Genomic DNA, 25,497 nt, shown 5'->3' on the forward strand with positions numbered 1-25,497 from the left:
GTGTTTCTCCCCTGGAGGTCTCGAGTGCTGTTGGCAGGCCGTATGCCTGTCATATCGAGTGCGGCGGTGTGCCGCTGCCGGATACGCCGGCACCTGATGCCAAACCCTGGCATTAGACCCGGTTGGGGTCTGCACTCTCTCACGGCGGGTCGCCGCGTCGGGGCGTTGGCCAGACCGGGCGGTTAGCCCAGATCCGGAAGTCCTTCGGCGGGTAAAGGCATCTTGACGCCTACCCTTCGCGCGGGAATAGGGGGTTGCCCGTGGGTTCCGCGCCCGCAAATCAGGAACCTTCAAGACTCCATTAGCCTCCCTGGCTTGTCAACCGCTGGGCCCGCAACGAACGAAAAACGGGCACAAAAAACCCTGCCGGCGCTGCCGGCAGGGTTTTCCCCGGGATCATCTCAACCCGTTTTTCACGACGAGGTAAACGTCAGCTGACCCTCATTGGCAGCGACGCGAATAGTGCTGCCGGGAACAAATTTGCCGGCCAGCAGGTCTTGGGCCAGCGGGTTTTCAATCCGGCTCTGGATCGCCCGCTTCAGCGGCCGGGCGCCAAACACCGGATCAAAGCCAACCACCGCCAGCTGGGCCATGGCCTCCTCGCTGACCTCAAGCCCCAGATCGTGCTCGGCCAGACGCGCCCTCAGGTGTTCCAGCTGAATACCGGCAATCGACTGAATCTGCGCCTGACCCAGCGCATGAAAGACCACCACTTCGTCGATGCGGTTGATCAGCTCGGGGCGGAAGTGGCTGCCCACCACCTCCATCACCGCGCTGCGCATGGCGTCGTACTCGGTTTCCTCGCCGCCCATGCGCTGGATGATGTCCGAGCCGAGGTTCGAGGTCATCACGATCACGGTGTTGCGAAAGTCCACCGTGCGCCCCTGGCCGTCGGTCAAACGGCCGTCTTCGAGCACCTGCAGCAGGATGTTGAACACGTCGGGGTGGGCTTTTTCGACTTCGTCGAGCAGCAGTACCGAATACGGTTTGCGGCGCACGGCTTCGGTCAGGTAGCCGCCCTCTTCATAGCCCACGTACCCCGGTGGCGCGCCGATCAGCCGCGCCACGGAGTGTTTCTCCATGAACTCCGACATATCCACGCGCACCATGGCCTCCTGGGTGTCGAAGAGGAAATGCGCCAGCGACTTGCACAGCTCGGTCTTGCCGACCCCGGTGGGGCCGAGGAATAGAAATGACCCGTTGGGGCGGTGCGGGTCGGCAAGCCCCGCGCGGGAGCGGCGCACGGCGTTGGACACCGCGTGCACGGCCTCTTCCTGGCCAATCACGCGCTCATGCAGCGCCTCTTCCATGCGCAGCAGCTTATCGCGCTCGCCTTCGAGCATTTTGGCGACCGGGATGCCCGTCCAGCGCGACACCACCTCGGCGATTTCTTCCTCGGTGACATTCGAGCGCAACAGCTGGTGGGTCGAGGTGTCGGCCTCTTCGCTTTCGTTGCTTTCGGCTATCTTTTTCTCCAGCGCGGGAAGGGTGCCGTACTGGATTTCCGACATCCGCGCCAGGTCGCCCTGACGCCGCGCCTGCTCCATATCCAGCCGCGCTTGCTCGAGCTCGGCCTTGAACTGCGCCGCGCCTTGAATGCTGGCTTTTTCTGCCTTCCAGATTTCATCCAGATCGGCATATTCGCGCTCAAGCGCATAGATTTCATCGACCAGCGCTTCCAACCGCTTTTGCGAGGCGGCATCGGTTTCCTTTTTCAGCGCTTCGCGTTCCATCTTGAGCTGAATCAGGCGGCGGTCGAGCTTATCCATTTCCTCGGGCTTGGAGTCGAGCTCCATGCGAATGCGCGACGCGGCTTCGTCGATCAGGTCGATGGCCTTGTCGGGCAGCTTGCGGTCGGTGATGTAGCGGGTAGAAAGCTTGGCCGCGGCGATAATCGCCGAGTCGGTAATATCCACGCCGTGGTGGACTTCGTAGCGCTCTTTGAGCCCGCGCAGAATGGCCACGGTGTCTTCTTCGCTGGGCTCGTCGACCAGCACTTTCTGGAAGCGGCGCTCAAGCGCGGCGTCCTTTTCAATGTACTTGCGGTATTCGTCGAGCGTCGTGGCGCCCACGCAGTGCAGCTCGCCGCGCGCCAGCGCCGGTTTGAGCATGTTGCCGGCATCCATCGAGCCTTCGGCCTTGCCGGCGCCGACCATGGTGTGCAGCTCGTCGACGAACAGGATCACCCGCCCTTCTTCTTCGCCCAGCTCCTTGAGTACGGCCTTCAGGCGTTCTTCAAACTCGCCGCGAAACTTGGCCCCGGCAAGCAGCGCGCCAAGGTCCAGCGACAGCACGCGCTTGTTTTTCAGCCCTTCGGGCACTTCGCCGTTGACGATGCGGCTGGCGAGCCCTTCGACGATGGCGGTCTTGCCCACGCCGGGGTCGCCGATCAGCACCGGGTTGTTCTTGGTGCGCCGTTGCAGCACCTGAATCGTGCGGCGGATTTCATCATCGCGGCCGATCACCGGGTCGAGCTTGCCGTCCAGCGCCCGCTGGGTGAGATCCAGGGTGTATTTGTCCAGCGCTTCGCGGGATTCTTCGGCGTTGGGGTCATCCACGCTGGCGCCGCCGCGCACGCCGTCAATCGCGGTATCCAGCGCTCGGCGTTCAAGACCCGCCTGCTTTAACGCCCGGCCGGTATCGCCGCCGGCTTCAAGGGCGGCCACCAGCACCAGCTCGCTGGCGACGAACTGGTCACCGCGCTTCTGGGCTTCGCGGTCGGTCAGATTGAACAGTTTGATCAGCTCGCGGGAGGGCTGCACGTCGCCGTCAAACTGGCTGACTTTGGGCAGGTCATCGAGCTGCTGGGATAACATATCGCGCAGCTTGGTCGCGCTGCCGCCGGCTTTTTCCACCAGCGCTTTCAGCCCGGTATCGGCGCTGTCTAAAAGCGTCAGCAGCAGGTGAACGGGGGCTATCTGGTTGTGGCCCTGCCCTACGGCCAGCGACTGCGCGTCGGCAATGGCGTTTTGCAGCTTGGCAGTGAACTTATCGAATCGCATCGTATTCCTCCCGGCTACCGTTAATCGGCTTGACAGATTAAGTGGCGCCGGAGACGACGAGTTTCAAGGGAGCTGTGTCGCAAAGAGGGAGGTACGGCAAAGAAAGGCGTCGGCCGAATGATCAGCCCAGCCAGATAACGCTGGCCATACGGCCGGTCTGGCCGTTGTCGCGACGATAGGAATAAAAGCGCGATTCGCCGGCGGTGCAGAAATGGCCGCCGCTGACCTCGTCAATGCCCAGCAGCGAAAGCCGCAGCCGCGCCAGCCGGTATAAATCGGCCATGTGGTGGCCCAGCCGGTAGGGGCTGTGGTCAAAGGCTTCTTCGGCCTGAGGATGCACGGCGACAAAGGCATCGAAGACTTCGGGGCCGACCTCAAACTGGGCGTTGGAAATGGCCGGCCCCAGCCACACGATAATGTCATCCGCCGGGGTGTTGAGCGCGGCCACCGTGGCTTCGAGCACGCCGCCGGCAAGCCCGCGCCAGCCGGCGTGGGCCACGCCGACGCGGGTGCCGGCACGGTTGCAGAAAAACACCGGCAGGCAGTCGGCGGTCAGTACCACGCAGGCGTAATCGGTGCTGTCGGCCACGGCGGCGTCAGCCTCGGGGATTTCGCTTTGCAGCGCGGTGCGGCGCGGGTAATGCTGCTGCACCCGCGCCCCGTGGGTCTGGTTGAGCCACAGAAACGGCCGTTCATCGCCCAATTCCTTGCCCAGCAGGCGCCGGCAGAGATCCATGTGGTCGGCGTTATCGCCCACGTGGGTGGCGGCGTTAAACGCCGCAAACGCCCCCTGGCTGGGGCCGGTTTCACGGGTGGTGACAAACGCATTGACGTTTGCCGGTGCCGGCCAGTCGGGGGCAATCAGCGTCGGATGGAGGTCCAGCGCATCGCTCATCTCGTCCTCTCCCGGCTCATCGCATTGTCTCGTGGTCTTCGCGCAGGTAGTCGAGCAACATTATCAAATCATCCGGCAGCGGCGCACGAAACATCATTTGCTGCCCGCTGTGCGGATGAATAAATCCCAGCCGGCGCGCGTGCAGCGCTTGGCGCGGAAACTCGCGGAGAATTTCCTTGAGCGTATCGGCCGCGCCGGGGGGCAGCTTGGGCCGCCCACCGTACAGCTGATCACCAATCAACGGATAGCGGGCGTGGGCCATATGCACGCGAATCTGGTGGGTACGCCCGGTTTCCAGCTTGCAGCGCACGTGGGTGTGAGTGCGAAAACGCTCGACCACGCGATAATGCGTCACCGCCGGCTTGCCGCCGGCCGTCACCGCCTGGCGCTTGCGATCCTTGGGATGGCGGCCGATGGGCGCGTCCACGGTGGCACCGGCGACCGGCGTGCCGATCACCACGGCATCGTACTGGCGCGATACCGTACGCGCCTGCAGCTGTTCAACCAGCGCGGCCTGCGTGGGCAGCGTTTTGGCCACCATCAACAGCCCCGAGGTGTCTTTATCCAGCCGGTGAACAATGCCCGCGCGGGGGATTTCGGCCAGCGCCGGATGGTGATGCAACAGCGCATTCAGCAGCGTGCCGTCAGGGTTACCCGGGGCGGGGTGCACCACCATACCGGCGGGCTTGTTGACGATGAGCAGGTGCTCGTCCTCAAATACCACCGTCAGCGGAATGTCCTGCGGCGTAAAGCGTTGCTCGTCTTCCAGCGTAGCGCACAGCGTCAGCGTTTCTTCACCGACCAGCTTGGCCTTGGGTTTGGCCCGCTCGCCGTCCACGGTCAGCTCGCCCTGGTTGATCCAGGTTTTCAGGCGCTCGCGCGAATAGTCGCTGAAAAGCTCGGCGGCAGCCTGGTCCAGGCGCGTGCCGGCAAGCGTTGCCGGCACGCGCATTGTGGCTTCAACGGTCCGAGTCATAGTAGGGAGTCCTTAAACGATCAGGCAACACCCGACGGTGCCTGCGTTTTGCGTCGAGGTGTTTTATAGTGTGCCAACTGCGTCCATTCTACCACGGCCATCGCCGCTTTTCGGTGATCAAGGCTTGATTGTCACGAGGAACTTCATGCGCGTTTTTTCCGCAGCGACCCGTTTTGGCGCCGTCGCGCTCAGCCTTACGCTACTTGCCGGCTGCGCCAGTAACGACTCCGCGCCGTCATTTGATGACGGCAAGTACGCCAACACCGGCGAACGCGAACTCTACGAGCTCGCCCGCGACGCGCTCGACCGCAATCTGTACAACACCGCGATTGAACGGCTGGAAGCGCTGGATACGCGCTATCCTTTCGGCAACCACGCCGAACAGGCGCAGCTGGAGCTGGTTTACGCCTATTACGAAAACAACAAGTGGGAAGAAGCCCGCGCTGCCGCCAGCCGCTTTATTCGCCTGCACCCCGATCACCCCCAGGCCGACTATGCCCACTACCTGCGCGGCCTGGCGGCCTGGCAGGCCGGGCGTTTCAGCCTTGAGCGCCTGCGCGTGATCGATATTTCCAAGCGTGACCTGGGGGCTACTCAGGATGCCTACAACGACTTCCGCGACCTGCTGACGCGCTATCCGCAAAGTGACTACGCGCCGGATGCTCGCCAGCGCATCGTTTACCTGCGCGAGCTGCTGGCCCGCCACGAGCTGCACGCTGCCGACTACTACCTGCGCCGCGGCGCTTACGTGGCAGCGGTGAAGCGCGGCCGCTGGGTGCTTGAGCACTACCCGGAATCCAACGCCACTGCCGATGCCATGGCCACCATGGTGGAAGGGTATCAGGGGCTGGGCATGGATGACCGCGCCCGCGAAGTGCTCAAGGTGCTGAAAGACAACGCGCCTGACCACAAACAGCTCAAAAACGGCGCCTTCAAGCCGAAGCACCTATAGTCACTAACTGTCCGCCACTAACTATAGTCACTAACAACAAGCACCCGGTACGCCAGCCTGCCGGGTATGCAACGGCGCCGCACGCTCAACTTCGTGCGGCGCCGTTTTGCCGTTACTCGCCCGGCTGCCAACCGTTCACCAGCGGATAGCGCCGGTCGCGGCCAAACCCCTTGGGCGTCACGCGCACGCCTACCGGTGCCTGGCGGCGCTTGTATTCGCAGCGGTCCACCAGCTTGACAACCTGATAGACGTCGTCGCGCTCAAAGCCCGCGGCAATGATCGCCTCGGCGCTCATGTCGCCTTCAATGTAGCGCTGTAAAATGGCGTCCAGCACGTCATAGCCGGGCAGCGAATCGCTATCCTGCTGATCAGGCGCAAGCTCTGCCGAAGGCGGCCGTTCGATCACGCGTTCGGGCACCGCAGGTGACTGGGTGTTGCGCCAGCGTGCCAGACGATAAATCCACGTCTTGTAGACGTCCTTGATGGCGTTATAACCGCCGACCATATCGCCGTAGAGCGTGGTATAGCCCACCGCGATTTCGCTTTTATTGCCGCTGGACAGCACCATCAGCCCTTTCTTGTTGGAAATCGCCATCAGCAGCACGCCGCGGCAGCGCGCCTGCAGGTTTTCCTCGGTGGTGTCGCGCTCGGTGCCTGCAAACACGCCGGCCAGCGTACCCATGAACGCGTCCACCATCGGCTCGATGGGCAGCACCTCGTAATGCACGCCGAGCATTCCGGCCTGCTGAGCGGCATCCTCGCGGGAGATATCCGCGGTGTAGTGATACGGCATCATCACCGCCTGAACCCGCTGCGGTCCCAGCGCATCCACGGCGATGGCCAGCGACAGCGCCGAATCGATACCCCCGGAAAGCCCCAGCACCACGCCGTCAAAGCGGTTTTTGTTGACGTAGTCGCGCAGTCCGGTCACCAGCGCGCAATACAGGCTTTCCTCGGGCTCGACGTCGGGCTCGATCTCGCCGGGCTCCACCGCCCAGGCGCTGGCGCTTTGCTGGCGCAGCGCCACCGGCATCAGCCCCGGCTGCCAATACGGCGCCAGCACGCTGAGCGTACCTTCGCCGTCAACGCAGCAGGAGCCGCCGTCAAACACCAGTTCGTCCTGGCCACCAATGGCATTAACGTAAACCACCGGGCACTGCGCCTGCAGCGCACGGGTTTCCAGCAGACGCAGCCGCTCGGCAGGTTTGTCCTGATGATACGGTGAGGCATTCAGGGTCACGATGACCTCGGCACCGGCGGCGCGCGCCGCATCAATCGGCGCTTCATGCCACAGGTCTTCGCAAATCAGCAGCCCGAGCTTGGCGCCCTTGTGCTCGTACACCAGCGTTTGTGTGCCAGGCGCGAAATAGCGCTGCTCGTCGAACACCTGATGATTGGGCAGCACCTGCTTGGCGTACTCGGCTTCCCACTGGCCGTTGTACAGCACGCCGGCCAGGTTATAGCGCTGGCCTTCGCGCACGCCGGGATAGCCGATAATCACCAGCACGTCGCGGGCGATTTTTTCCGCCATGGTGGCGCGGGCTTCGCGCAGGCGCGCCTCAAGGGACGGGCGCAGCAGCAAATCTTCCGGCGGGTAGCCGGATAAAAACAGCTCGGGGAAGACCACGATATCCGCCCCATGCTCAATGCGCGCCTCGCGCACGGCCTCGATGGCCCGCGCGGCGTTACCCGGGATATCCCCGACCAGGGGGTCAAATTGCGCCATAACCAGCGTTAAGTCTTGCATGGGCGTTGAAATCTCTTGAAAATCTGAAGTCGAAAAAGCCGAGCGGCCTATCGCGTGCAGCGCCGGACACAGGCGCCGGCTTGCGCTTTCACCGCTGTCCCTGGACAGCGTCTTATGTCATTGTCCCGCAAGGACTGCCGCCTGGCAAAGGCCACGCTGGCACAACACCGGGAGACCTTAAGGATGAACCTCTTGATCATTCGGCTGATTATTTTTGGCGTGCTGTTTTTTGCCGGCCTGAAGCTTTACCGCATGTACCGCGAGTGGCAGATGGACCGTGAAGCGCGCTTGACCCGCGAGCGCCGCCACGAAGTCGGGCAGATGGTGCGCTGCCGCTGGTGCGACGTCCACGTACCCGAAAACGAAGCGCTGCGCGACCACGCCGAATGGTTTTGCTGTACCGCGCACCGCGACCGCTTTCTCGCCGAGCAGGACGACGCCTCCAGCTAACCCGCCTCCACCATGCGCCCTTCCAGCCGGTAGGGCAGCGGATCAATCAGCGGCGTGCGCCCCAACAGCTCATCCACCAGCAAATGCGTGGAGGCCGGCGCCAGTACCAGGCCGTTGCGATAGTGCCCGGCGTTGACGTACAGGTTCTGCCACCCCGGCAGCGCGCCGATAAACGGCGTGCCGTCGGGCGAGCCCGGGCGCAATCCCGCCCAGTGGTGCACCACCGGATAGTCGGCCAGCGCCGGCACGATGCTTTCCGCGCTGGCTTCAAGCGATGCCCGCGCCTGGGCATCGGTGGCTTTATCAAAGCCCGCTTCTTCAAGGGTTGAGCCCACCAGCAGCAGCCCGTCAGCCCGGGGAATCACATAGCGCCCATCCTTGAGAATCACGCGTTCCACCAGCCCCGGCGGCGTCTGGTAGGCAATCATCTGCCCTTTTACCGGCCGCACCGCCAGCGCTTCCCCAAGCGTTGCCAGCAGCGCGGCCGCCCAGGCACCGCCGCAGACCACCACGCGCCCGGCGGTATAGTTGCCGGCGCTGGTGGCCACGCCAGTCACGGCGTTGCCGGTGCGTATAAACCCGCTAACGGCCGTGTTTTCCGCCAGCGTAACGCCCGGCATCGCGCCCAGCCGGGCGCGCAGCGCCTGCCCCAGCCGCGGGTTACGAATGCTGCCCAGCGTCGGCATCCACAGCGCGTTCTGGCTGGCCGCCGCGTGGGGTTCTCTGGCGGCTACCGCCTGGGCGTCGATACGCTCCAGCGGTTTGCCCATGCTCCGCGCCCAGCCAAGCGCACGTGCTTCATCATCCACGTTGAGGTAAATCAGGCCTTTCTGGCGATACTCCGGGTCGATACCGGTTTCTTCGTGCAGGCGCAGCGCAAGGGTGGGATAGGCGCCCTCCGACCAGCGCGACAGCTGCGAAATCGGCACGGGATAGCGCCAGGGGTAAAGCGGCGAGACGATACCACCGCCCGCCCAGGAAGCTTCGTGGCCACAGCGCCCACGTTCGACCAGCGTCACTCGTTGGCCGGCATCGGCCAGCTGGAGCGCGGTCATCATGCCGATCACGCCACCGCCAATAATTAAGCAATCACTCACAGGCTTTGTCCGTTTTGTCTGACACCAAAACGGCTGACCGCGCCTAACGTGATACATCAGCCTGATACATCATGCAGGGAGCGCCAGCCGGGCTGGCAGCATAGCGGCGCGGTGCACCGGGTCAAGCGTGGCAGTCAACGCTACGCGCACGGCCTTTTGCGCAACGCCAGGGAGGCAGGCGATGAAACCGTCCACACAGCAAGGCGTTACGCTGATTGAGCTGCTGGTCGTCGTGGCGCTGGTGGCCATACTCGCCAGTGTCGGCTACCCCAGCCTGCGCGCCTTTGGCGAACGCAACGCCCACCGGGTAGCCGTCAGCCAGCTGCAAAGCGCGCTGGCACTGGCTCGCCATTCGGCCATCACGCGTAATACCGACGTGTTCCTGTGCCCGCAGGCGACAGAGGAAAACGAAGAAAACGCCTGCGGCACGGACTGGAGCCAGACGCTGCTGGTGGTCGCACACAGCACACAACCACTTGAGCCGGCCAATATTCTACGCGTGCTGCCCGGCGGTGACGCCCGCATTACCTACAGCCGTGGCTGGCGGCGTGTAAAGTTCAACTCGCTTGGCCACAGCAGCGGGCACAACGGCACTTTTACCGTCTGCGCTCCCGCTACAGCGCGAGGCACTGACGTGATTCTCAGCCAGCTAGGCCGCAGCCGTGTAGAGAACGCGCCCGACGCCTGTCAGCCGTTAGGATAGCTGATTGAGGCTCAGGCCAGCCCGTCCAGATAGCGTTCGGCGTCCAGCGCGGCCATGCAGCCGCTGCCCGCCGAAGTGATCGCCTGACGGTAGATGTGGTCCATGACGTCGCCGGAGGCGAACACGCCGGGCACGCTGGTCGCGGTGGCATTGCCGGTAATGCCCGAGGTCACTTCGATATAGCCGCCGTTCATCGTCAGCTGGCCCTCGAACATACCGGTGTTGGGGCTGTGGCCGATGGCGATAAATACCCCCGGCGCGTCAAGCTCCTTGGTGCTGCCGTCTTCTGTGGACGTGAGCCGAACGCCGGTCACGCCGGTATTGTCGCCCAGCACTTCCTCCAGGGTGTGGTTCCACTCCAGCACCACCTTGCCCTCGGCGGCTTTCTCGAACAGCTTGTCCTGAAGGATCTTTTCGGCACGCAGCGAATCACGGCGATGCACCAGCGTCACCTTCGAGGCGATATTGGACAGATACAGCGCTTCTTCAACGGCCGTGTTGCCGCCGCCCACTACCACGACTTCCTGCTTGCGGTAGAAAAAGCCGTCGCAGGTGGCACAGGCCGACACGCCCTGGCCCATGAACTGCTGCTCGGAGGGCAGGCCGATATAGCGCGCGCTGGCGCCGGTGGCAATAATCAGCGCATCGCAGGTGTAAACGCCGTAATCGCCTGTCAGGGTGAACGGGCGCTCGCCCAGGCTCACCTCGTTGATGTGATCAAACAGCACCTCGGTATCAAAGCGCTCGGCGTGAGCTTTCATCCGCTCCATCAGCGCCGGGCCCTGGACACCCTCTACGTCGCCCGGCCAGTTATCCACATCGGTCGTGGTGGTCAGCTGGCCGCCGGCCTGCATGCCGGTAATCAACAGCGGCTTGAGATTGGCACGCGCTGCGTAAACCGCCGCCGTGTAGCCGGCCGGGCCGGAGCCGAGAATAATCAAACGTTCGTGCCGCGCTTCCATGAAACCACCTTTCATCGTCAACAATATTTTGTGTTCAAGCGTATTTTAAAACGCAGGGTGTGCCTGACCCGGCGCCAACGCAAGGCCATTACCGGTGCCGGCCTTAGCCATTGGGCGAAGATCCTTGAAACCGTCCTCGCCAGCACCCACTTAATATGGCTAGGATGGGCCATACTAAAGGAAACCTGCTAAAGAAAAACAACGGTCGCCGCTGCGGGCAGCATTGCCGCCCGCCAGGCCGAGCCAGCCGTGGTCTAGTCATTAGAGGAGAGTGGCATGAGCAAGATACCCGATACGCGCCAAACGCTCGACGTTGGCAGCCAGCAGTACCATTATTACAGCCTGCCCAAAGCCGCCGACGCGCTGGGTAACATCGACCGGCTCCCCAAGACGCTCAAGATTCTACTCGAAAACCAGCTGCGCTTCGCCGATGACGAAAGCGTTGAGGGTGCTGACCTTCAGGCGCTGGTGGACTGGCAAAAAGAAGGTAAATCCAGCCGCGAAATCGGCTATCGTCCGGCGCGGGTACTGATGCAGGACTTCACCGGCGTGCCCGGCGTTGTCGATTTGGCCTCGATGCGCGACGCGGTGCAAAAACTCGGCGAAGATCCCGCACGCATCAACCCGCTGTCGCCGGTGGATCTGGTTATCGACCACTCGGTTATGGTCGACGAATTCGGCAACGCCACGGCGTTTGAAGACAACGTCGAACTCGAAATGAAGCGCAACCGCGAGCGCTACGAATTTTTGCGCTGGGGCCAGCACGCCTTTAATAACTTCCGCGTGGTCCCGCCCGGCACCGGCATCTGCCACCAGGTCAACCTGGAATACCTGGGCCGCACGGTATGGTCCAAAGAAGAGGACGGCAAGACGCTTGCCTACCCCGATACGCTGGTCGGCACCGACTCTCACACCACCATGATCAACGGCCTGGGGATACTCGGCTGGGGCGTGGGCGGCATCGAAGCCGAAGCCGCGATGCTGGGTCAGCCGGTATCAATGCTGATTCCTGAAGTGGTCGGCTTCGAGCTTTCCGGCAAGCTGCGCGAAGGCATCACCGCCACCGACCTGGTGCTGACCGTGACCGAAATGCTGCGCAGCAAAGGTGTCGTGGGCAAATTTGTCGAGTTCTACGGCGATGGCCTCGACACCTTGCCGCTGGCCGACCGCGCCACCATTGCCAATATGTCGCCGGAATACGGCGCCACCTGCGGCTTTTTCCCGGTCGACGACGAAACCTTGCGCTACCTGCGCCTGACCGGCCGCGAAGACGAACAGGTGGCGCTGGTCGAGGCCTACAGCAAGGCGCAGGGGCTATGGCGCGAGCCGGGCGCTGAGCCGATCTTCAGCGATTCGCTGGGCCTGGACATGGGCACGGTAGAAGCCAGCCTTGCCGGCCCCAAACGCCCGCAGGACCGCGTCACGCTCGGTGATATGCCCAAGGCCTTTGCCAAGGTCATGGAAAATGGCGACAAGACGACGACCTCGGAAGAAAAGGGTCGGCTGTTTTCGGAAGGCGGGCAAACCGCTGTGGGCGTCAGCCGCAGCTATGAGCACGCCGACGGCCCGGCGGTCAGCTACAAGGGCGAGGAGTTCAAGCTTGACCCGGGGGCGGTGGTTATCGCCGCGATCACCTCGTGCACCAACACCTCCAACCCCAGCGTGATGATGGCCGCCGGCCTGCTGGCGCGCAAAGCGCGGGAAAAAGGCCTGACGAGCCAGCCCTGGGTCAAAACCTCGCTGGCGCCCGGCTCCAAGGTCGTTACCGACTACCTGACGGCCACCGGCCTGAACGAAGATCTCGACGCGCTGGGCTTTAACCTGGTGGGCTACGGCTGCACCACCTGCATCGGCAACTCCGGTCCGCTGCCGGAAGAAATCGAAAAAGCCGTTACCGACGGCGACCTGACCGTGGCCTCGGTGCTGTCGGGCAACCGTAACTTTGAAGGCCGCGTACACCCGCTGGTCAAAACCAACTGGCTCGCTTCACCGCCGCTGGTAGTGGCCTACGCGCTGGCCGGCAACGTGCAAAAAAATCTGGCCGAAGACCCGCTGGGCACCGATAAAGACGGCAACCCCGTGTACCTGAAGGATGTTTGGCCGTCGCAGGCGGAAATCGCCGATGCCGTGGCGCAGGTCAACACCAAGATGTACCACAAGGAATACGCCGCCGTGTTCGAAGGCGACGATACCTGGAAAGCCATCAACGTACCGCAAAGCCAGGTCTACGAATGGCCCGACTCTACCTACATTCAGCACCCGCCCTTCTTTGAGGGCATGAAGCGCGAGCCGGATACCGTTGAAGACGTAAAAAACGCCCGCGTGCTGGCCATGCTGGGTGACTCGGTGACCACCGACCACATCTCGCCGGCCGGCGCGATCAAGCCCGACAGCCCCGCCGGACGCTACCTGCAGGAAAACGGCATCAAGCCGGTCGACTTCAACTCCTACGGCTCGCGGCGCGGTAACCACGAAGTGATGATGCGCGGCACTTTCGCCAACGTGCGCATTCAAAACGAGATGCTCGACGGCGTGGTCGGCGGTGAAACCCGCCACGTGCCCTCCGGCGAGCAGATGTCGATTTACGACGCGGCGATGAAATACCAGCAGGAGGGGACACCGCTGGTAGTGATTGCGGGTAAGGAATACGGCACCGGCTCCTCGCGCGACTGGGCGGCCAAGGGCACGCTGCTGCTGGGCGTTCGCGCCGTGCTGGCGGAGTCCTACGAGCGTATTCACCGCTCCAACCTGATCGGCATGGGCGTGGTACCGCTGCAGTTCCCCGAGGGGCAGGATCGCAAGTCGCTCGGCCTGACCGGCGATGAAGAAGTCTCGATTGAAGGGCTTGCCGAGCTGACGCCGGGCGGTACCGTGAAGGTCACCATCCACACCGCCGACGGTGAGAAAAACGTGGACGCCAAGTGCCGGATCGACACCGAAAACGAGCTGTCGTATTACCGCCACGGCGGCATCCTGCACTACGTGCTGCGCAAGATGATCGGCGCGGCGTAAACGCAAAGCACACAAACCAAAACCCCCACATGCGTGGGGGTTTTTTTATGGGTAACGATGGCTGAATTGCTATCGATAGCCGGCGTCGGGCGCTTTACACCGAACGACGACGGTAAGCGCGGTATTCCGGTTCCCAGCAGTTGCGCTGGATGATTTCGCGCAGCTTGGTGCCGTCGGTTTTCAGCGCCACATCCTGATGCTGGGCCTGCGCTGCCACTTCGAAGGCGATCGCCATACTGATTTCGCGAATGCGCGACAGTGGCGGCAGCAGCGCTCCCTTGCCGTCTTTGACCAGCGGCGCTTCCCGCGCCAGCGCCCTTGACGCGCTCATCAGCATCTCGTCGGTTACCCGGGACGCCTTGGCCGCGACTACGCCCAGCCCGATACCGGGGAAAATATAGGCGTTGTTGCACTGGGCAATGGGAATGCTACGGCCGTTATACACCACCGGCTCAAAGGGGCTGCCCGTGGCAACAAGCGCCTGACCGTCGGTCCAGTTGAGGATATCTTCCGGCACCGCTTCGGCCTGAGAGGTCGGGTTGGACAGCGGGAAGATCACCGGATTCTCGCAGCCGCTATGCATGGTGCGCACCACGCGTTCGGTGAAAATCCCTTTCTGGCCGCACACGCCGATCAGCACGGTCGGCTTGACCTGGGCGATGGTTTCTTCAAGGCCCTGACCGTCCCACTCTGCCACCAGCGAGGCATCGTGCGCCAGGCGGTGCTGGAAGTCCCGGTGCCAATCCTGATCGGTGGTCATCAGTCCTTCACGGTCAACCATGAAGACCCGCGCCCGGGCGGCGGCTTCGCTAATGCCTTCGGCCTGCATGGCAACCACCGTTTGTTCGGCAATCCCGCAGCCGGCCGAGCCGCCGCCGACGAACACCACGCGCTGGTCGGCCAGCGTCTGCTGGCGCGCCTGACACGCGGCCATCAGCGTACCCACCACCACTGAGGCGGTGCCCTGCACGTCGTCGTTAAAGCAGCACAGTTCGTCGCGGTAGCGTTCCAGCAGCGGCACGGCGTTGGCCTGGGCGAAATCCTCGAACTGCAGCAGTACGTTGGGCCAGCGACGCTTCACGGCGGCGATGAACTCGTCGACAAAGGCGTTGTATTCGTCCTGACTCACGCGCTTGTGGCGCCAGCCCATGTACATCGGGTCGTCGAGCAGCGCCTGATTATTGGTGCCCACGTCCAGCGTGATCGGCAGCGTGTAGGCCGGGCTGATGCCGCCGCAAGCGGTATACAGCGCCAGCTTGCCGATGGGGATCCCCATGCCGCCGATGCCCTGATCGCCCAGCCCCAGAATGCGCTCGCCGTCGGTGACCACGATGACCTGGACGTTGCCCTTGGTCGCGCTGCGCAGGATGTCATCCATGTGCTCGCGGTCGGAATAGTTGATGAACAGCCCGCGGTGGTTGCGGTAAATGTTGGAAAATTCCTGACACGCCTTGCCCACCGTCGGGGTGTAGATGATCGGCAGCATTTCTTCCAGGTGATCCGAGACCAGACGGAAATACAGCGTTTCGTTATCGTCCTGAATGGCGCGCAGGTAAATATGCCGCTCAAGGTCGGTGCCGCATTGCTGATACTGGCGGTAGGCACGCTTTAACTGGTCTTCGATCGTCTCTTCGTCCTGCGGCAACAGGCCGATGAGGTTAAACGCCAGCCGCTCCTCCTGAGTAAACGCGCTGCCCTTGTTCAAGAGCGGCATCTCCAGCAGGGTGGGACCGGCGTACGGGATATACAAAGGGCGTTTGCTCGTGGTCATGGCTACTCTCTACAGTTAAATCGGTCTACCGTTAAATCGGCCTACAGCTCAATCGGCACCGCGTTGAACGCGTGGCGCTGCCGCCGTAGCAGCAGTCAATTAGTCTAAGAAGAAACGCGGGTAATGTAACACGACACCGGCATAAAAGCCGGTGTGATCCAATGTTGGCATAACGTATGGTTGACGCTGCGTGAAATATGCTTAACAGGTTTTGGCGACGGGCTGGCGCGCAGCTTCGCCAATGAAAAACGCCGGGCGCAGTTTCACGCCGAGCATATTGCCGGCAAACGCGGCCACCAACCACAGCCAGCCGTGCAGGCTGCCCGAGGCAATACCGCTGAAGTAGGCGCCGATATTGCAGCCAAACGCCAGCCGCGCACCGTAACCCAGCAGCAACCCGCCGATGACAGCCGCCGCCACTGAGCGTAGCGGAATACGGAAGTTCGGCGCAAAGCGCCCGGCAAGGCTGGCTGCCGCCAGCGCGCCAAGCATGATGCCGACATTCATCACCGTGGTAATGTCGCCCCACACGTTGGCATTCAGCGCTGCGGCGTTGCCGGGCGACTGCCAGTAGCCCCACTGGCTGGCATCGCCGCCCAGCAGCGAAAAGCCCTTGGCGCCCCACAGCGCAAACGCCGAGGTAATGCCCCAGGGGCGGCCGGCCAACGCCAGCGTGGTGAAATTCAACAGCGCCAGTGCCAGCGCCCCCGCCAGCAGCGGCCAGGGGCCGGCCGCCAGCCGTGCCAGACCCTGGCGAGGCGCCGCCGCGACATGCTCAAGCTCACCGTGGCGGCGCTTTTCCATCACCACGGTGGCCGCAGTGATCACGGCGAAAAGCACCAGACTAATCGCCATGCCGCCGCCGGCACCTGCCACTTGCACCAGCGACACCGGGCGGAACGCCGGCAGGCTTTGCCAGAAGCTGAAATGCGCAGTGCCGATAACCGAGCCGACGATGAAAAACGCCAGCGTGATCACCATTCGCGCATTACCGCCGCCGGCGGTAAACAGCGTGCCCGAGGCACAGCCGCCACCCAGCTGCATGCCCAACCCGAATAAGAACGCGCCCACAATGACCGAGAGTCCCAGCGGCGCGACAAAGCCTTGAACCGCCACGCCATTCAAGGTGCCGGCGCTTAGTGCGGGGAAAAACAGCACCACGGCCACGGCGAGCATCAGCATCTGCGCGCGCAGCCCGCGGCCGCGCCGCTGGGTAATAAACACGCGCCACGCCGAGGTAAAGCCAAAAGCCGCGTGGTAAAGCACCACGCCAAACAGCCCGCCAACGATCAGCAGCAGGCCGGTATTGGCAGCAAACAGCGCACCGACCAGCACGCCGCCCAAGACAATCGCGGTAATCGCCAGCGCGGCGATGCGATAACGTGCCGCAGGCGCTTGCGGCTCATCCATCGACGTTTCACTCATCAGGTTCACCTCTCACACGCTATGTTTCACACGCTATCTCTCACACAAAGCGGCCAAGCCCGATGGCTGAGCGCAGTTTATCCATGGTCACGGCAGCTTCTTCGCGGGCACGTTCGGCGCCTTGCTGGAGCACCGTTTCGATATGGCCAGGATCTTCCATCAGCGCGTTATAGCGCTCGCGAGGCTCGCTCAGGTGGGCGTTGAGATGCTCGAACACCGCGTTTTTGGCATCCCCCCAGCCAATGCCCTCGGCATAGCGTTCGCGCATGGCAGCGGTGTCATCCGCGCCGGCAAAGGCGGAATAAATCTGGTAAAGCGTGCAGCTGTCCGGGTCCTTGGGTTCGCCCGGTTCCAGCGAGTTGGTCTTGATCTTGCGCACCAGCTTCTGCAGCTTTTTCTCGGGCACAAACAGCGGAATGGTGTTGTTATAGCTTTTCGACATCTTGCGCCCGTCAAGGCCGCCGAGCACCTCGACTTTTTCATCCACCGCCGCCTCGGGCAGAGTAAAATACTCGCCCTTGTACAGGTGGTTGAAGCGCCCGGCGATATCGCGCGCCATCTCGATATGCTGGATCTGGTCGCGGCCCACCGGCACGCGGTTGGCGTTGAACATCAGGATGTCCGCGGCCATCAGCACCGGGTAGCCAAACAGCCCCATGGTGATGCCCTTGTCAGCGTCCTGATTGCCGGCCTGCTCGTTCTCGGCCACCGAGGCCTTGTAGGCGTGGGCACGGTTCATCAGCCCCTTGGAACAGACGCAGGACAGCATCCACGCCAGTTCGGGTATCTCGAGAATGTCGGACTGACGGTAAAAAATCGCGTTGTCGGTATCCAGCCCCAGCGCCAGCCAGGTCGCGGCGATTTCCAGCCGCGACTGCTGAACGCGTTTGGGGTCCTGGCACTTGATCAACGCGTGGTAGTCGGCGAGAAAGTAGAACGACTGCACGTTGGGGTCCTGGCTTGCCTCGATGGCAGGCTTGATTGCGCCAACGTAGTTGCCAAGGTGCGGCGTACCGGTGGTAGTGATACCGGTCAGCACGCGAGTGTTAGGTGATGTCGACATTAAGAGAACTCTTGGGATAAATTCACAATATTTTATACAGAATAGGGGCACTTAACTACCGCGTTTCTATCCACTCATTAGCAAAGCTGAGCACATTGCCTGCCTTTCCATCAGCACTCACTTCGTAATCGGCAAGCTCCGGCACATGTTCCAGGCTTCCCGCACCGGAGATCACGACGTTCTGAGCACGCAGCCCACCATACAGGGCGCCGCTTCCGCTAATAACCACATCCGATCCTGGTGCATAAATCGCAGCGTAAGTATCGTTGGATCCGCCAATAGTCACGCCATTACCGGCTTGCTGATAGGCGCTATAAATACTCACCGCAGGTCTTATCAGGCCATTACTGTCTTGGCGCATAAAATCCTCAGCACCCAGCGCCAGTTCGCTGCCTGCGGACAGCCTCACCTTACCGCTGACGTACAAATTCAACATGGCGCCCTTGGAGATTTCGAGCGAAGTGTTACCCCCCAAGTCAAAATCACCCTCAACAAAAAGATTAACCGTTCCATCTACCACCAAGCGTTGCAAGCGTCCCGCGGATTGCAAATCTCTATCGACTCGTAATGAAGTTTCGCTGCCAGGCTCGCCTAAATAAGAGGTCGATGCATCCTTATTTCCACTTCCACCAGTGAGAGTAAATGTTTGTAAGCGTCTGGTAATCCCATCTTGAGCCTGGTGCCGCAGCCGGCAAGATAGTGTCCACTTATTCCTTGGTGGACACTAATCATGAGCGACACAAGAGCACTCCGACCTTACCGCAAGCGCCGGCAATACACCCCAGAATTCAAGGCCCAACGGGTGGCTGAAAGCCAACAGCCTGGAACGTCTGTTGCCCGTGTTGCTTTGGATAATGACCTCAACGCCAACTTGCTTCGGCGCTGGATCAGCGAGGCGAAGCAAACAGGTAAAAACCTGTCGCCCGCGTTTGTGCCTATCAATGCACCGGCGGCGACGCCCCCGGTCGTAGAAAAACCGGGCACCATCCGTATCGAAATCCCCCGGGCCGGCGGCCCGGTTGTGGTGGAATGGCCAGCCGACCAGGCGCATCAGTGCGTGGCGCTTCTACGGAACCTGCTGCAATGATCCGCATCGATGAAATCTGGCTGGCCACAGAGCCATTAGACATGCGCGCTGGACCAGACACGGCGTTAGCGCGTGTGGTGCAAGTGTTCGGCTCGGCCAGGCCACACTGTGCTTACCTGTTCGCCAATAAACGCGGCAATCGGATGAAGGTGCTGATCCACGATGGTCTGGGCGTCTGGCTCTGTGCCCGCCGCCTGAATCGTGGCAAGTTCCACTGGGGCGAATCCTGGCGCGGTGATCAACTGCGTTTGACCGATGAGCAGCTGGCCGCTCTGGTTCAGGGGCTTCCCTGGCAGCGCCTGGGTGCCGCCGGCGTTATCTCGGTGCTGTAACCACACGTCGAGCCTTCTGACCATGATCAGAAGGGCGCATCGCCACGGTGGCCGTGGCTTGGCATACTGCTCACCATGTCACAACGTCCCGATCTTGACCATCTCTCCCCCGACCAGCTCCGCGCACTCGCAGCGGCGCTGTTCGATCGCGTGGAGCATAAAGATCGGACGCTCGTTCACCGCGATGCGGTTATCGAAAAACTGACTCACGAAGTGGCCATTCTCAAGCGCCACCAGTATGCCCAACGCAGCGAACAACGGGACGCGGCTCAGGGCAGCCTGCTGGATGAGCTGGTCGACGGCGACCTTGCCGCCATCGAAGCTGAACTGGCACAGCTAACCGCCGATGACGCACCGGCCCCACCTAAAAAACAGCCCAGGCGGGCGCCACTGCCGCCCGAGCTGCCCCGCACCTTGATCCACCACGAGCCTGAGAACACCCAGTGCCGCTGCGGCTGCCAGCTCAAGCGTGTGGGGGAAGACATCAGTGAAAAGCTGGATTACGTCCCTGGCGAGTTCACGGTCGAGCGCCATATTCGGGGTAAATGGGCCTGTAAACAGTGCGACACCCTAATCCAGGCGCCGGCACCGGCCCAGGTCATCGACAAAGGCATTCCGACTGCCGGGTTGCTGGCTCAAGTGCTGGTCGCCAAATACTCGGATCATTTGCCGCTGTATCGTCAGGAACGTATCTTCGGTCGCGCCGGTCTTACCATCCCGCGTTCCACCCTGGCAGCGTGGGTAGGCAACGGCGGGGTCCAGTTGCAGCCGTTGGTGGATGCACTGAGAGACATCCTTCTGCAACGCAATGTCCTGCACGCCGACGAAACACCGGTCAGCATGCTGGCCCCGGGCAAGAAGAAAACCCATCGCGCCTACGTCTGGGCGTACTGCACGACACCGTTTTCAGATCTCAACGCGGTGATTTACGCGTTCGCCCCCAGCCGCGCCGGTGCGCACGCTCGTACCTTCCTGGGCGACTGGCAAGGCAAGCTGGTCTGCGACGATTATTCAGGTTACAAGGCCGGCTTCGGTAACGGCATCACCGAAATCGGCTGCATGGCTCATGCCCGCCGCAAGTTCTACGACCTTCACCAGACCCATAAGAGCACCCTTGCGGCACAAGCGCTCGAATACATCGGTCAGCTGTACCAGATCGAGCGGGAAGCCAAAGACCTGCCCCCGGATAAACGGCAGTCCATCAGAGATAAAAAGGCCCGGCCCATTGCCGATGCGCTGCATCAATGGATGCTGGCTCAACGACAGAAAGTGCCGGATGGTTCCGGCACCGCCAGGGCGTTGGATTACAGTCTCAAACGCTGGAAAGCGCTGACGCGCTATCTCGATGATGGCGCGGTGCCTATCGATAATAACCGGGTGGAAAACCAGATACGCCCGTGGGCACTGGGGCGTTCCAACTGGCTGTTCGCGGGCTCACTGAGAAGTGGCCAGCGTGCGGCGGCGGTGATGACGCTAATCCAGTCCGCCAAGCTCAATGGGCACGACCCGTATGCCTATCTAAAAGACGTGTTGACGAGGCTGCCGACGCAGAAGAACAACGCCATTGATGAGTTGCTACCGCACAACTGGAAACCGACGGTCATTAGCAAGGCGTGATGGCCGGACGCTTACAAATGTTTTCCCTGTTTGCTTATAGTAATGATCCAGGCCCCGTTTTTGCAGCCACTCTGCTGCCCCCGCTACGTCCAGCTCAGACGCTTTGGCATCAAAATAAGACTGATCCTTATCTCCTTTTTCTAAAACACCTATGCCGTCGCACTTTTCTACAAACTTATAACCGTCCTCACTATCCTGATAGTCCTTAATTGCTTCCTGATTTTGATTACCCCACCAATCAGGAAAAACAAACTCTCCTCCAGCGGCCAGGCTATCGGGTGGCGCAGGATTACCACTAACGATGACATCGTTTCCTGCTACCACACCACCGGTTATTGTTGCACTACCGCTGAGCGTAATGTTCTGACACGATGTCACGGCTGAACCAAAGGGGGTCACGACGTCATCACTCGGGTCATCATATTTCAATAAAATAGTCGTGCTTTCTGCCCTTCCGCGCTCGCGCCCACCAGCGACGCCTTTTGTTACCACATAGTGGCCACCCTCGGATAGTATTAACGAGATATAGACGCATTCAGGCTGCCCATTGCGCTCACAGCCATAATTAAGCTTCTTCAGATTGGCTGAATAATTCTTGTCAAGCTCATCCCAATCCATCGCTTGTAAGATACTTAAAGTTACTTTCTTGCCAGCATCATTGAATCTATCTTTTTTGATGCTTCTGCGATCCAAGACACTTGCCGCGGCAATCTCGGCATTCATCTGTGCCTGGGCAGAGGCGCGATAATTCCCCGCCAAGCGCTCGTCGATCAGCGAGCTTTGCATACCGGAAATACCCACTACCAGGGCGCCGGTTAGAAGCGCCAGCACGATAACCAGCGCCGCGCCCCGCTGTTGTTTCATTGCCTGACCCATTACTGGCTTTCCTCCGGCGACGCACCGCCATTAGCAAAGTACTTGTCCACAATCGACTGGCGCTTGGCTACCCGGAATATGATAGCTTCGCCGTTCTTTTCCAGCGGTAAAGAGATTTCGACCACATTCCCCTTATCATCAAGCAGGTCATTCTCCTCACAGTCGTCTTCTGACCAATTTCCATCAAACGACCGGGGAAACGTGACCAGCGGCTGATTTTTATCAATGTCTTGCAATGTGCATTCACACTGATCGTCCTTGTCCTTATTTATCTGGCACTGGAGCGTATAAGGCATGCCCTCGCCATCGTCCTTGCTCTGCCGAATACCGGCACTCAGCGTATGGGCCGCAAAGATCACCGTTTCCTGCTTGCGGCTTAGCTCACCAACGGTTTGAAACGTCTGCAGCGTGGTCAGGAATAAAGAACCGGCACCCAGCACCACAAGGCTGCCCACCAATAGCGCCACCATCAGCTCTATCAGGGTAAAACCGGCCTGCCGGGATGCGGATATCATGGCGTACCTCACGTGTTTTCCGGCAGGCGGACGGTATAGGTCACGGCACCGTAGCCGTCTTCGTTTTCGACGTTATCCAGCGTCACCGTAATCGTGTAGGTGCAGCTGTTTCCCGTGATATCCAGCGTGGCATTGCGCAAGGGGTTGGAAGGCGTATCGCGTTCCCAGTGCTTTTTCCAATCTGTCTGCATACCGGCAAGCTTCAGCTCATCGGATGTGCAGTTATTGGCATCCGCAAGTGCTTCCCAGAGCCGTTCCTGAGCATCCACGGCGGCAAGGGTGGCAACCGAGTGCTGGTAGCCGCGGCTGGCGCTATTCAGGGCATTAAGCTGCATGGCGGCGATGCCCATCAGCCCGAACGAGAGGATGGCCAGCGCCACCAGCGCTTCAATCAGGGTAAAGCCGTGCTGGCGCTTCATGGTGCCTCCCTGCGGATACTGCCCGTTATGTTGATGAACAGAGTTACTGGATAGTCGTCGCTATTGTGTTCAAGGTCGTCCGGCATAAACGCCAGCTGGCAAACGCCCGAACCCCCGTTGAGGCAGTCATCAATGTCCGCTGTGCCCAGCGGCTCGAAGGTAAGCGAAAACTTTTTGTCCGGCTTACTTAGGTGATTCAGTTGGCCGATACGCAGCGGTTCTGCATCAGCGCCGACACCTGGTTCAACGACCCGATAGCACCACGCCGGATAGGTGTAGCGCTCTTTGTCGTCATTTTGCTCCAGGGTTTCATCATCGCGGCAACCTTCTGGGTGGCGGCCGGAAGCATCAACAACCGGAGGCAAAAAATCGATGCGCACATCGCGGCTTTGCTTGATGGCCTCGCTGCGCGCCAGCGTTAGCGCTGAGGTGACCGTATTAACGTCAGCATTGGCCTGCTGGCGTTCCCAGAAGGTCGACCATGCCGGTACGGCGAATACCGCAAGCATCGCCGCGATGGCCAGCGTTACCAAGAGTTCGATGAGGGTAAAACCGCGCATCCGCCGCATTTACCAGCACTCTTGGGGTGTTTTTTCACCCTTGGCATTAAGCGTCAGATCACTATTACAGCCATCGCCACGGTTGGTCGTGGCAATTAGCGTGTAGCCACCGTCTTTTTTGACGTCGTCGCTCGGCTTGATCGTGTAATTCTCTTGGGGAGACTTGCCCTCTGCCGCTTTACAGCCGTCATAGCTGTACGTTTTGGTATAGCAGCGCTCCATGGCGCCACCGGCCTTCAGCAAGCCGGCCTTGCCGTCGCTGAGTACGGCGCGCTCGACGTATTGGGTATAGGCGGGATAGGCGATGGTGGCCAGAATGCCGATTATCGCCAGCACGACCAGCAGTTCGATCAACGTAAAGCCGCGCTGGCGGTCGGGCAGACGGCCAGCGCGGGAAAAGGCGGAACGGTAAGGCACGGCGGATGCTCCTTGCGGTCGACTCATACGTTTTCAGTATGTCGCAAACCGTTACGCATTACATCCGCCCGTGCCAATCAACCCTTGGCAATCACGTCTTCGCGCAGCTCGCGCGGCATGGAGAAGGTAATGTCTTCTTCGCGCCCGGCCAGCTCTTCGGGAAGGCTGGCGCCGAGATGTTGCAGGCGCTCGATAACGCCTTTGACCAGCACCTCGGGGGCGCTGGCACCGGCGGTCACGCCAATTTGCGTGACGCCGTCAAGCCAGCTGGCGTCGATCTGTTCGGCGTTGTCGATCAGGTAGGCCGGCGTGCCCATGCGCTCGGAAAGCTCGCGCAGGCGGTTGGAGTTGGAGCTGTTGGGGCTGCCCACAACCAGTACCAGGCCGCTGCCGGTGGCAAGTTCGCGCACCGCGTCCTGACGGTTTTGCGTGGCATAGCAGATGTCGTTCTTGCGTGGCCCCTGAATCTCGGGGAAGCGCTCGCGCAGCGCGTCGATCACCTTGGCGGTATCGTCCATGGACAGCGTGGTCTGGGTGACAAAGGCCAGTTTTCCCGGATTATTGACCTCAAGCTTTGCCACGTCCGCTTCGTCTTCCACCAGATAAATGCGGCCGCCGTGTGAGGTATCGTAGCGCCCCATGGTGCCTTCGACCTCGGGGTGGCCGTGGTGGCCGATCAAAATGCATTCGTGGCCGCGCTTAGCGTAGCGCAGCACTTCCATGTGCACCTTGGTGACCAGCGGGCAGGTGGCGTCAAACACTTTCAACCCGCGGCGCTCGGCGTCCTGCTGCACCGCGCGTGATACGCCGTGGGCGGAGAAAATCACGATGACGTCGTCGGGGATTTCGTCGAGCTCTTCGACAAATACCGCGCCGCGCTCGCGCAGGGTTTCCACCACAAAGCGGTTGTGTACCACTTCGTGACGGACATAAATGGGCGGGCCAAACACGTCCAGCGCCCGGTTGACGATATCAATCGCACGATCCACGCCGGCACAAAAGCCGCGCGGATTGGCCAGTTTGATGGCCACCGGCTGCGTCTCTGCAGCGCCGGTCTGTGCAGGATGTATCTGCACGGAATCAGTTTGCATGGTGCCGCCTTGATGATAGTTCATCATGAATAGTTCATCGGTGCTGGTTGATGCTCTAGTGAGTGGTCGCGGGCTTCACGTTGATGACTTCCACCTCGAAGGTCAAGGTGCGCCCGGCCAGCGGGTGGTTGAAGTCAACCTCAACGCGCTCACCGTCTACCTCTTTGACCACGCCGGGCAGCTCGGTTCCCGCTTTGTCGGCAAACGACAGCATCAAACCGGGCTCGGGCGTTTCGTCCCCGAAATCCTCGCGCTTGAGGGTCTGGATGTTTTGCTCATTGTGCTGACCGAAAGCGTGCTCGGGCGGGATCGCAAAGCTGTCGTGGGCGCCGGCGCCAAGCCCCTTCAGCGGATGCTCGAATCCCGGAGGAAGATTGCCGTCGCCAAACACGAACGTCGCCGGTTCCTTGTCTTTGGTGGAATCCACCACCGTGGCGTCTTCCAGCTTCAGCGTGAAGTGCAGGGTGATTTCCATGCCTTCATCGATCACGTAGTCGTGGAGATCGTCACTCATTGCCAATGCCTCGC

General features: G+C 61.3%; 24 protein-coding genes. 7 read left to right on the forward strand and 17 right to left on the reverse strand.

Annotated elements, in window-relative coordinates; genetic code table 11:
• Window positions 1-413: 413 nt before the first annotated feature.
• From clpB to rluD, 3 genes are all read right to left on the reverse strand, one after another.
• A complete protein-coding gene (gene clpB / locus B5495_RS07370) occupies window positions 414-3,002 on the reverse strand; it encodes an ATP-dependent chaperone ClpB (RefSeq protein ID WP_079552585.1) in 2,589 nt (862 codons plus the stop codon).
• A 121-nt stretch (window positions 3,003-3,123) separates the two neighbouring features.
• The gene (gene pgeF, locus B5495_RS07375) at window positions 3,124-3,897 is read right to left on the reverse strand and encodes a peptidoglycan editing factor PgeF (protein ID WP_079552587.1); all 774 of its coding nucleotides are present in this window, start codon (window positions 3,895-3,897) and stop codon (window positions 3,124-3,126) included.
• Between the two features lie 16 nt (window positions 3,898-3,913).
• Window positions 3,914-4,873 carry a 23S rRNA pseudouridine(1911/1915/1917) synthase RluD gene (rluD, locus tag B5495_RS07380; RefSeq protein WP_079552588.1) on the reverse strand — a complete coding sequence of 320 codons (960 nt, stop codon included), beginning with the start codon at window positions 4,871-4,873 and terminating at the stop codon, window positions 3,914-3,916.
• 145 nt (window positions 4,874-5,018) lie between these two features.
• Here rluD and B5495_RS07385 point away from each other — a divergent pair, with 145 nt between their 5' ends.
• The gene (locus tag B5495_RS07385) at window positions 5,019-5,825 is read left to right on the forward strand and encodes an outer membrane protein assembly factor BamD (RefSeq protein ID WP_079552590.1); all 807 of its coding nucleotides are present in this window, start codon (window positions 5,019-5,021) and stop codon (window positions 5,823-5,825) included.
• A 112-nt stretch (window positions 5,826-5,937) separates the two neighbouring features.
• Here the strand turns inward: B5495_RS07385 and B5495_RS07390 are convergent, their stop codons facing one another.
• The gene (locus tag B5495_RS07390; RefSeq protein WP_079552592.1) at window positions 5,938-7,572 is read right to left on the reverse strand and encodes an NAD+ synthase; all 1,635 of its coding nucleotides are present in this window, start codon (window positions 7,570-7,572) and stop codon (window positions 5,938-5,940) included.
• A gap of 183 nt (window positions 7,573-7,755) precedes the next feature.
• On the opposite strand from B5495_RS07390, the gene B5495_RS07395 reads away from it, so the two are divergent.
• Window positions 7,756-8,022, forward strand: coding sequence for a PP0621 family protein (locus B5495_RS07395; RefSeq protein WP_079552593.1), 267 nt, complete (start codon window positions 7,756-7,758; stop codon window positions 8,020-8,022).
• Here the strand turns inward: B5495_RS07395 and thiO are convergent.
• Window positions 8,019-9,119, reverse strand: coding sequence for a glycine oxidase ThiO (thiO, locus tag B5495_RS07400; RefSeq protein ID WP_079552595.1), 1,101 nt, complete (start codon window positions 9,117-9,119; stop codon window positions 8,019-8,021). The genes B5495_RS07395 and thiO overlap by 4 nt on opposite strands.
• 181 nt (window positions 9,120-9,300) lie before the next feature.
• Here thiO and B5495_RS07405 point away from each other — a divergent pair, with 181 nt between their 5' ends.
• Window positions 9,301-9,822, forward strand: coding sequence for a GspH/FimT family pseudopilin (locus B5495_RS07405; RefSeq protein WP_079554964.1), 522 nt, complete (start codon window positions 9,301-9,303; stop codon window positions 9,820-9,822).
• Between the two features lie 11 nt (window positions 9,823-9,833).
• Here the strand turns inward: B5495_RS07405 and trxB are convergent, their stop codons facing one another.
• Window positions 9,834-10,784, reverse strand: coding sequence for a thioredoxin-disulfide reductase (gene trxB / locus B5495_RS07410; RefSeq protein ID WP_079552597.1), 951 nt, complete (start codon window positions 10,782-10,784; stop codon window positions 9,834-9,836).
• Window positions 10,785-11,060: 276 nt separating this feature from the next.
• On the opposite strand from trxB, the gene acnA reads away from it, so the two are divergent.
• Window positions 11,061-13,796 (forward strand): aconitate hydratase AcnA, encoded by a 2,736-nt coding sequence (gene acnA, locus B5495_RS07415; protein WP_079552599.1) that lies wholly within the window; start codon window positions 11,061-11,063, stop codon window positions 13,794-13,796.
• A gap of 94 nt (window positions 13,797-13,890) precedes the next feature.
• Here acnA and B5495_RS07420 read toward each other — a convergent pair whose 3' ends face one another.
• From B5495_RS07420 to B5495_RS07435, 4 genes are all read right to left on the reverse strand, one after another.
• Window positions 13,891-15,567 carry an NAD-dependent malic enzyme gene (locus B5495_RS07420; RefSeq protein WP_079552601.1) on the reverse strand — a complete coding sequence of 559 codons (1,677 nt, stop codon included), beginning with the start codon at window positions 15,565-15,567 and terminating at the stop codon, window positions 13,891-13,893.
• Between the two features lie 201 nt (window positions 15,568-15,768).
• Window positions 15,769-16,977 (reverse strand): YeeE/YedE family protein, encoded by a 1,209-nt coding sequence (locus B5495_RS07425; protein ID WP_422822030.1) that lies wholly within the window; start codon window positions 16,975-16,977, stop codon window positions 15,769-15,771.
• Between the two features lie 55 nt (window positions 16,978-17,032).
• Entirely contained in the window at window positions 17,033-18,055 is a 1,023-nt protein-coding gene (locus tag B5495_RS07430) for a tryptophan--tRNA ligase (protein ID WP_079552605.1), read from the reverse strand.
• A 55-nt stretch (window positions 18,056-18,110) separates the two neighbouring features.
• The gene (locus B5495_RS07435; protein WP_154045239.1) at window positions 18,111-18,605 is read right to left on the reverse strand and encodes a DUF7305 domain-containing protein; all 495 of its coding nucleotides are present in this window, start codon (window positions 18,603-18,605) and stop codon (window positions 18,111-18,113) included.
• A 180-nt stretch (window positions 18,606-18,785) separates the two neighbouring features.
• Between B5495_RS07435 and tnpA the strand changes: the two genes are divergently transcribed.
• The 3 genes from tnpA to tnpC all read left to right on the forward strand — a co-directional run bounded on the left by tnpA (window position 18,786) and on the right by tnpC (window position 21,091).
• Window positions 18,786-19,142, forward strand: coding sequence for an IS66-like element accessory protein TnpA (gene tnpA / locus B5495_RS07440; RefSeq protein WP_079550617.1), 357 nt, complete (start codon window positions 18,786-18,788; stop codon window positions 19,140-19,142).
• The gene (gene tnpB, locus B5495_RS07445; protein ID WP_172824506.1) at window positions 19,139-19,474 is read left to right on the forward strand and encodes an IS66 family insertion sequence element accessory protein TnpB; all 336 of its coding nucleotides are present in this window, start codon (window positions 19,139-19,141) and stop codon (window positions 19,472-19,474) included. The genes tnpA and tnpB overlap by 4 nt, the downstream gene beginning before the upstream one ends.
• Window positions 19,475-19,549: 75 nt before the next feature.
• Window positions 19,550-21,091 carry an IS66 family transposase gene (gene tnpC, locus B5495_RS07450; RefSeq protein ID WP_079551892.1) on the forward strand — a complete coding sequence of 514 codons (1,542 nt, stop codon included), beginning with the start codon at window positions 19,550-19,552 and terminating at the stop codon, window positions 21,089-21,091.
• On the opposite strand, the gene B5495_RS07455 is transcribed toward tnpC, so the two are convergent.
• The 7 genes from B5495_RS07455 to fkpB form a co-directional block, all read right to left on the reverse strand.
• Window positions 21,050-21,967, reverse strand: a complete 918-nt coding sequence (locus B5495_RS07455; RefSeq protein WP_079552608.1) for a pilus assembly PilX family protein — start codon at window positions 21,965-21,967, stop codon at window positions 21,050-21,052. The genes tnpC and B5495_RS07455 overlap by 42 nt on opposite strands.
• Window positions 21,967-22,482 (reverse strand): PilW family protein, encoded by a 516-nt coding sequence (locus tag B5495_RS07460; RefSeq protein WP_079552610.1) that lies wholly within the window; start codon window positions 22,480-22,482, stop codon window positions 21,967-21,969. The genes B5495_RS07455 and B5495_RS07460 overlap by 1 nt, the downstream gene beginning before the upstream one ends.
• Before the next feature lie 8 nt (window positions 22,483-22,490).
• Window positions 22,491-22,901, reverse strand: coding sequence for a prepilin-type N-terminal cleavage/methylation domain-containing protein (locus B5495_RS07465; RefSeq protein WP_079552612.1), 411 nt, complete (start codon window positions 22,899-22,901; stop codon window positions 22,491-22,493).
• Entirely contained in the window at window positions 22,898-23,470 is a 573-nt protein-coding gene (locus B5495_RS07470; protein ID WP_231897127.1) for a pilus assembly FimT family protein, read from the reverse strand. The genes B5495_RS07465 and B5495_RS07470 overlap by 4 nt, the downstream gene beginning before the upstream one ends.
• Window positions 23,471-23,878 (reverse strand): type IV pilin protein, encoded by a 408-nt coding sequence (locus B5495_RS15025; RefSeq protein ID WP_269457121.1) that lies wholly within the window; start codon window positions 23,876-23,878, stop codon window positions 23,471-23,473.
• 77 nt (window positions 23,879-23,955) lie between these two features.
• Entirely contained in the window at window positions 23,956-24,969 is a 1,014-nt protein-coding gene (gene ispH, locus B5495_RS07480; RefSeq protein WP_172824539.1) for a 4-hydroxy-3-methylbut-2-enyl diphosphate reductase, read from the reverse strand.
• Window positions 24,970-25,024: 55 nt separating this feature from the next.
• The gene (gene fkpB / locus B5495_RS07485; RefSeq protein WP_079552617.1) at window positions 25,025-25,483 is read right to left on the reverse strand and encodes an FKBP-type peptidyl-prolyl cis-trans isomerase; all 459 of its coding nucleotides are present in this window, start codon (window positions 25,481-25,483) and stop codon (window positions 25,025-25,027) included.
• Window positions 25,484-25,497: the final 14 nt, after the last annotated feature.

This window comes from Vreelandella subglaciescola (assembly GCF_900142895.1).
In the GTDB taxonomy this organism is placed as follows: Bacteria; Pseudomonadota; Gammaproteobacteria; order Pseudomonadales; family Halomonadaceae; genus Vreelandella; species Vreelandella subglaciescola.

Excerpts from the sequence above, each read along its gene's own strand:
- clpB (WP_079552585.1), bottom strand. The coding sequence starts at position 3,002 with ATGCGATTCGATAAGTTCACTGCCAAGCTGCAAAACGCCATTGCCGAC.
- pgeF (WP_079552587.1), bottom strand. The coding sequence starts at position 3,897 with ATGAGCGATGCGCTGGACCTCCATCCGACGCTGATTGCCCCCGACTGG.
- rluD (WP_079552588.1), bottom strand. The coding sequence starts at position 4,873 with ATGACTCGGACCGTTGAAGCCACAATGCGCGTGCCGGCAACGCTTGCC.
- B5495_RS07385 (WP_079552590.1), top strand. The coding sequence starts at position 5,019 with ATGCGCGTTTTTTCCGCAGCGACCCGTTTTGGCGCCGTCGCGCTCAGC.
- B5495_RS07390 (WP_079552592.1), bottom strand. The coding sequence starts at position 7,572 with ATGCAAGACTTAACGCTGGTTATGGCGCAATTTGACCCCCTGGTCGGG.
- B5495_RS07395 (WP_079552593.1), top strand. The coding sequence starts at position 7,756 with ATGAACCTCTTGATCATTCGGCTGATTATTTTTGGCGTGCTGTTTTTT.
- B5495_RS07405 (WP_079554964.1), top strand. The coding sequence starts at position 9,301 with ATGAAACCGTCCACACAGCAAGGCGTTACGCTGATTGAGCTGCTGGTC.
- trxB (WP_079552597.1), bottom strand. The coding sequence starts at position 10,784 with ATGGAAGCGCGGCACGAACGTTTGATTATTCTCGGCTCCGGCCCGGCC.
- acnA (WP_079552599.1), top strand. The coding sequence starts at position 11,061 with ATGAGCAAGATACCCGATACGCGCCAAACGCTCGACGTTGGCAGCCAG.
- B5495_RS07420 (WP_079552601.1), bottom strand. The coding sequence starts at position 15,567 with ATGACCACGAGCAAACGCCCTTTGTATATCCCGTACGCCGGTCCCACC.
- B5495_RS07425 (WP_422822030.1), bottom strand. The coding sequence starts at position 16,977 with ATGGATGAGCCGCAAGCGCCTGCGGCACGTTATCGCATCGCCGCGCTG.
- B5495_RS07430 (WP_079552605.1), bottom strand. The coding sequence starts at position 18,055 with ATGTCGACATCACCTAACACTCGCGTGCTGACCGGTATCACTACCACC.
- tnpA (WP_079550617.1), top strand. The coding sequence starts at position 18,786 with ATGAGCGACACAAGAGCACTCCGACCTTACCGCAAGCGCCGGCAATAC.
- tnpB (WP_172824506.1), top strand. The coding sequence starts at position 19,139 with ATGATCCGCATCGATGAAATCTGGCTGGCCACAGAGCCATTAGACATG.
- tnpC (WP_079551892.1), top strand. The coding sequence starts at position 19,550 with ATGTCACAACGTCCCGATCTTGACCATCTCTCCCCCGACCAGCTCCGC.
- B5495_RS07455 (WP_079552608.1), bottom strand. The coding sequence starts at position 21,967 with ATGGGTCAGGCAATGAAACAACAGCGGGGCGCGGCGCTGGTTATCGTG.
- B5495_RS07460 (WP_079552610.1), bottom strand. The coding sequence starts at position 22,482 with ATGATATCCGCATCCCGGCAGGCCGGTTTTACCCTGATAGAGCTGATG.
- B5495_RS07465 (WP_079552612.1), bottom strand. The coding sequence starts at position 22,901 with ATGAAGCGCCAGCACGGCTTTACCCTGATTGAAGCGCTGGTGGCGCTG.
- B5495_RS07470 (WP_231897127.1), bottom strand. The coding sequence starts at position 23,470 with ATGCGGCGGATGCGCGGTTTTACCCTCATCGAACTCTTGGTAACGCTG.
- ispH (WP_172824539.1), bottom strand. The coding sequence starts at position 24,969 with ATGCAAACTGATTCCGTGCAGATACATCCTGCACAGACCGGCGCTGCA.
- fkpB (WP_079552617.1), bottom strand. The coding sequence starts at position 25,483 with ATGAGTGACGATCTCCACGACTACGTGATCGATGAAGGCATGGAAATC.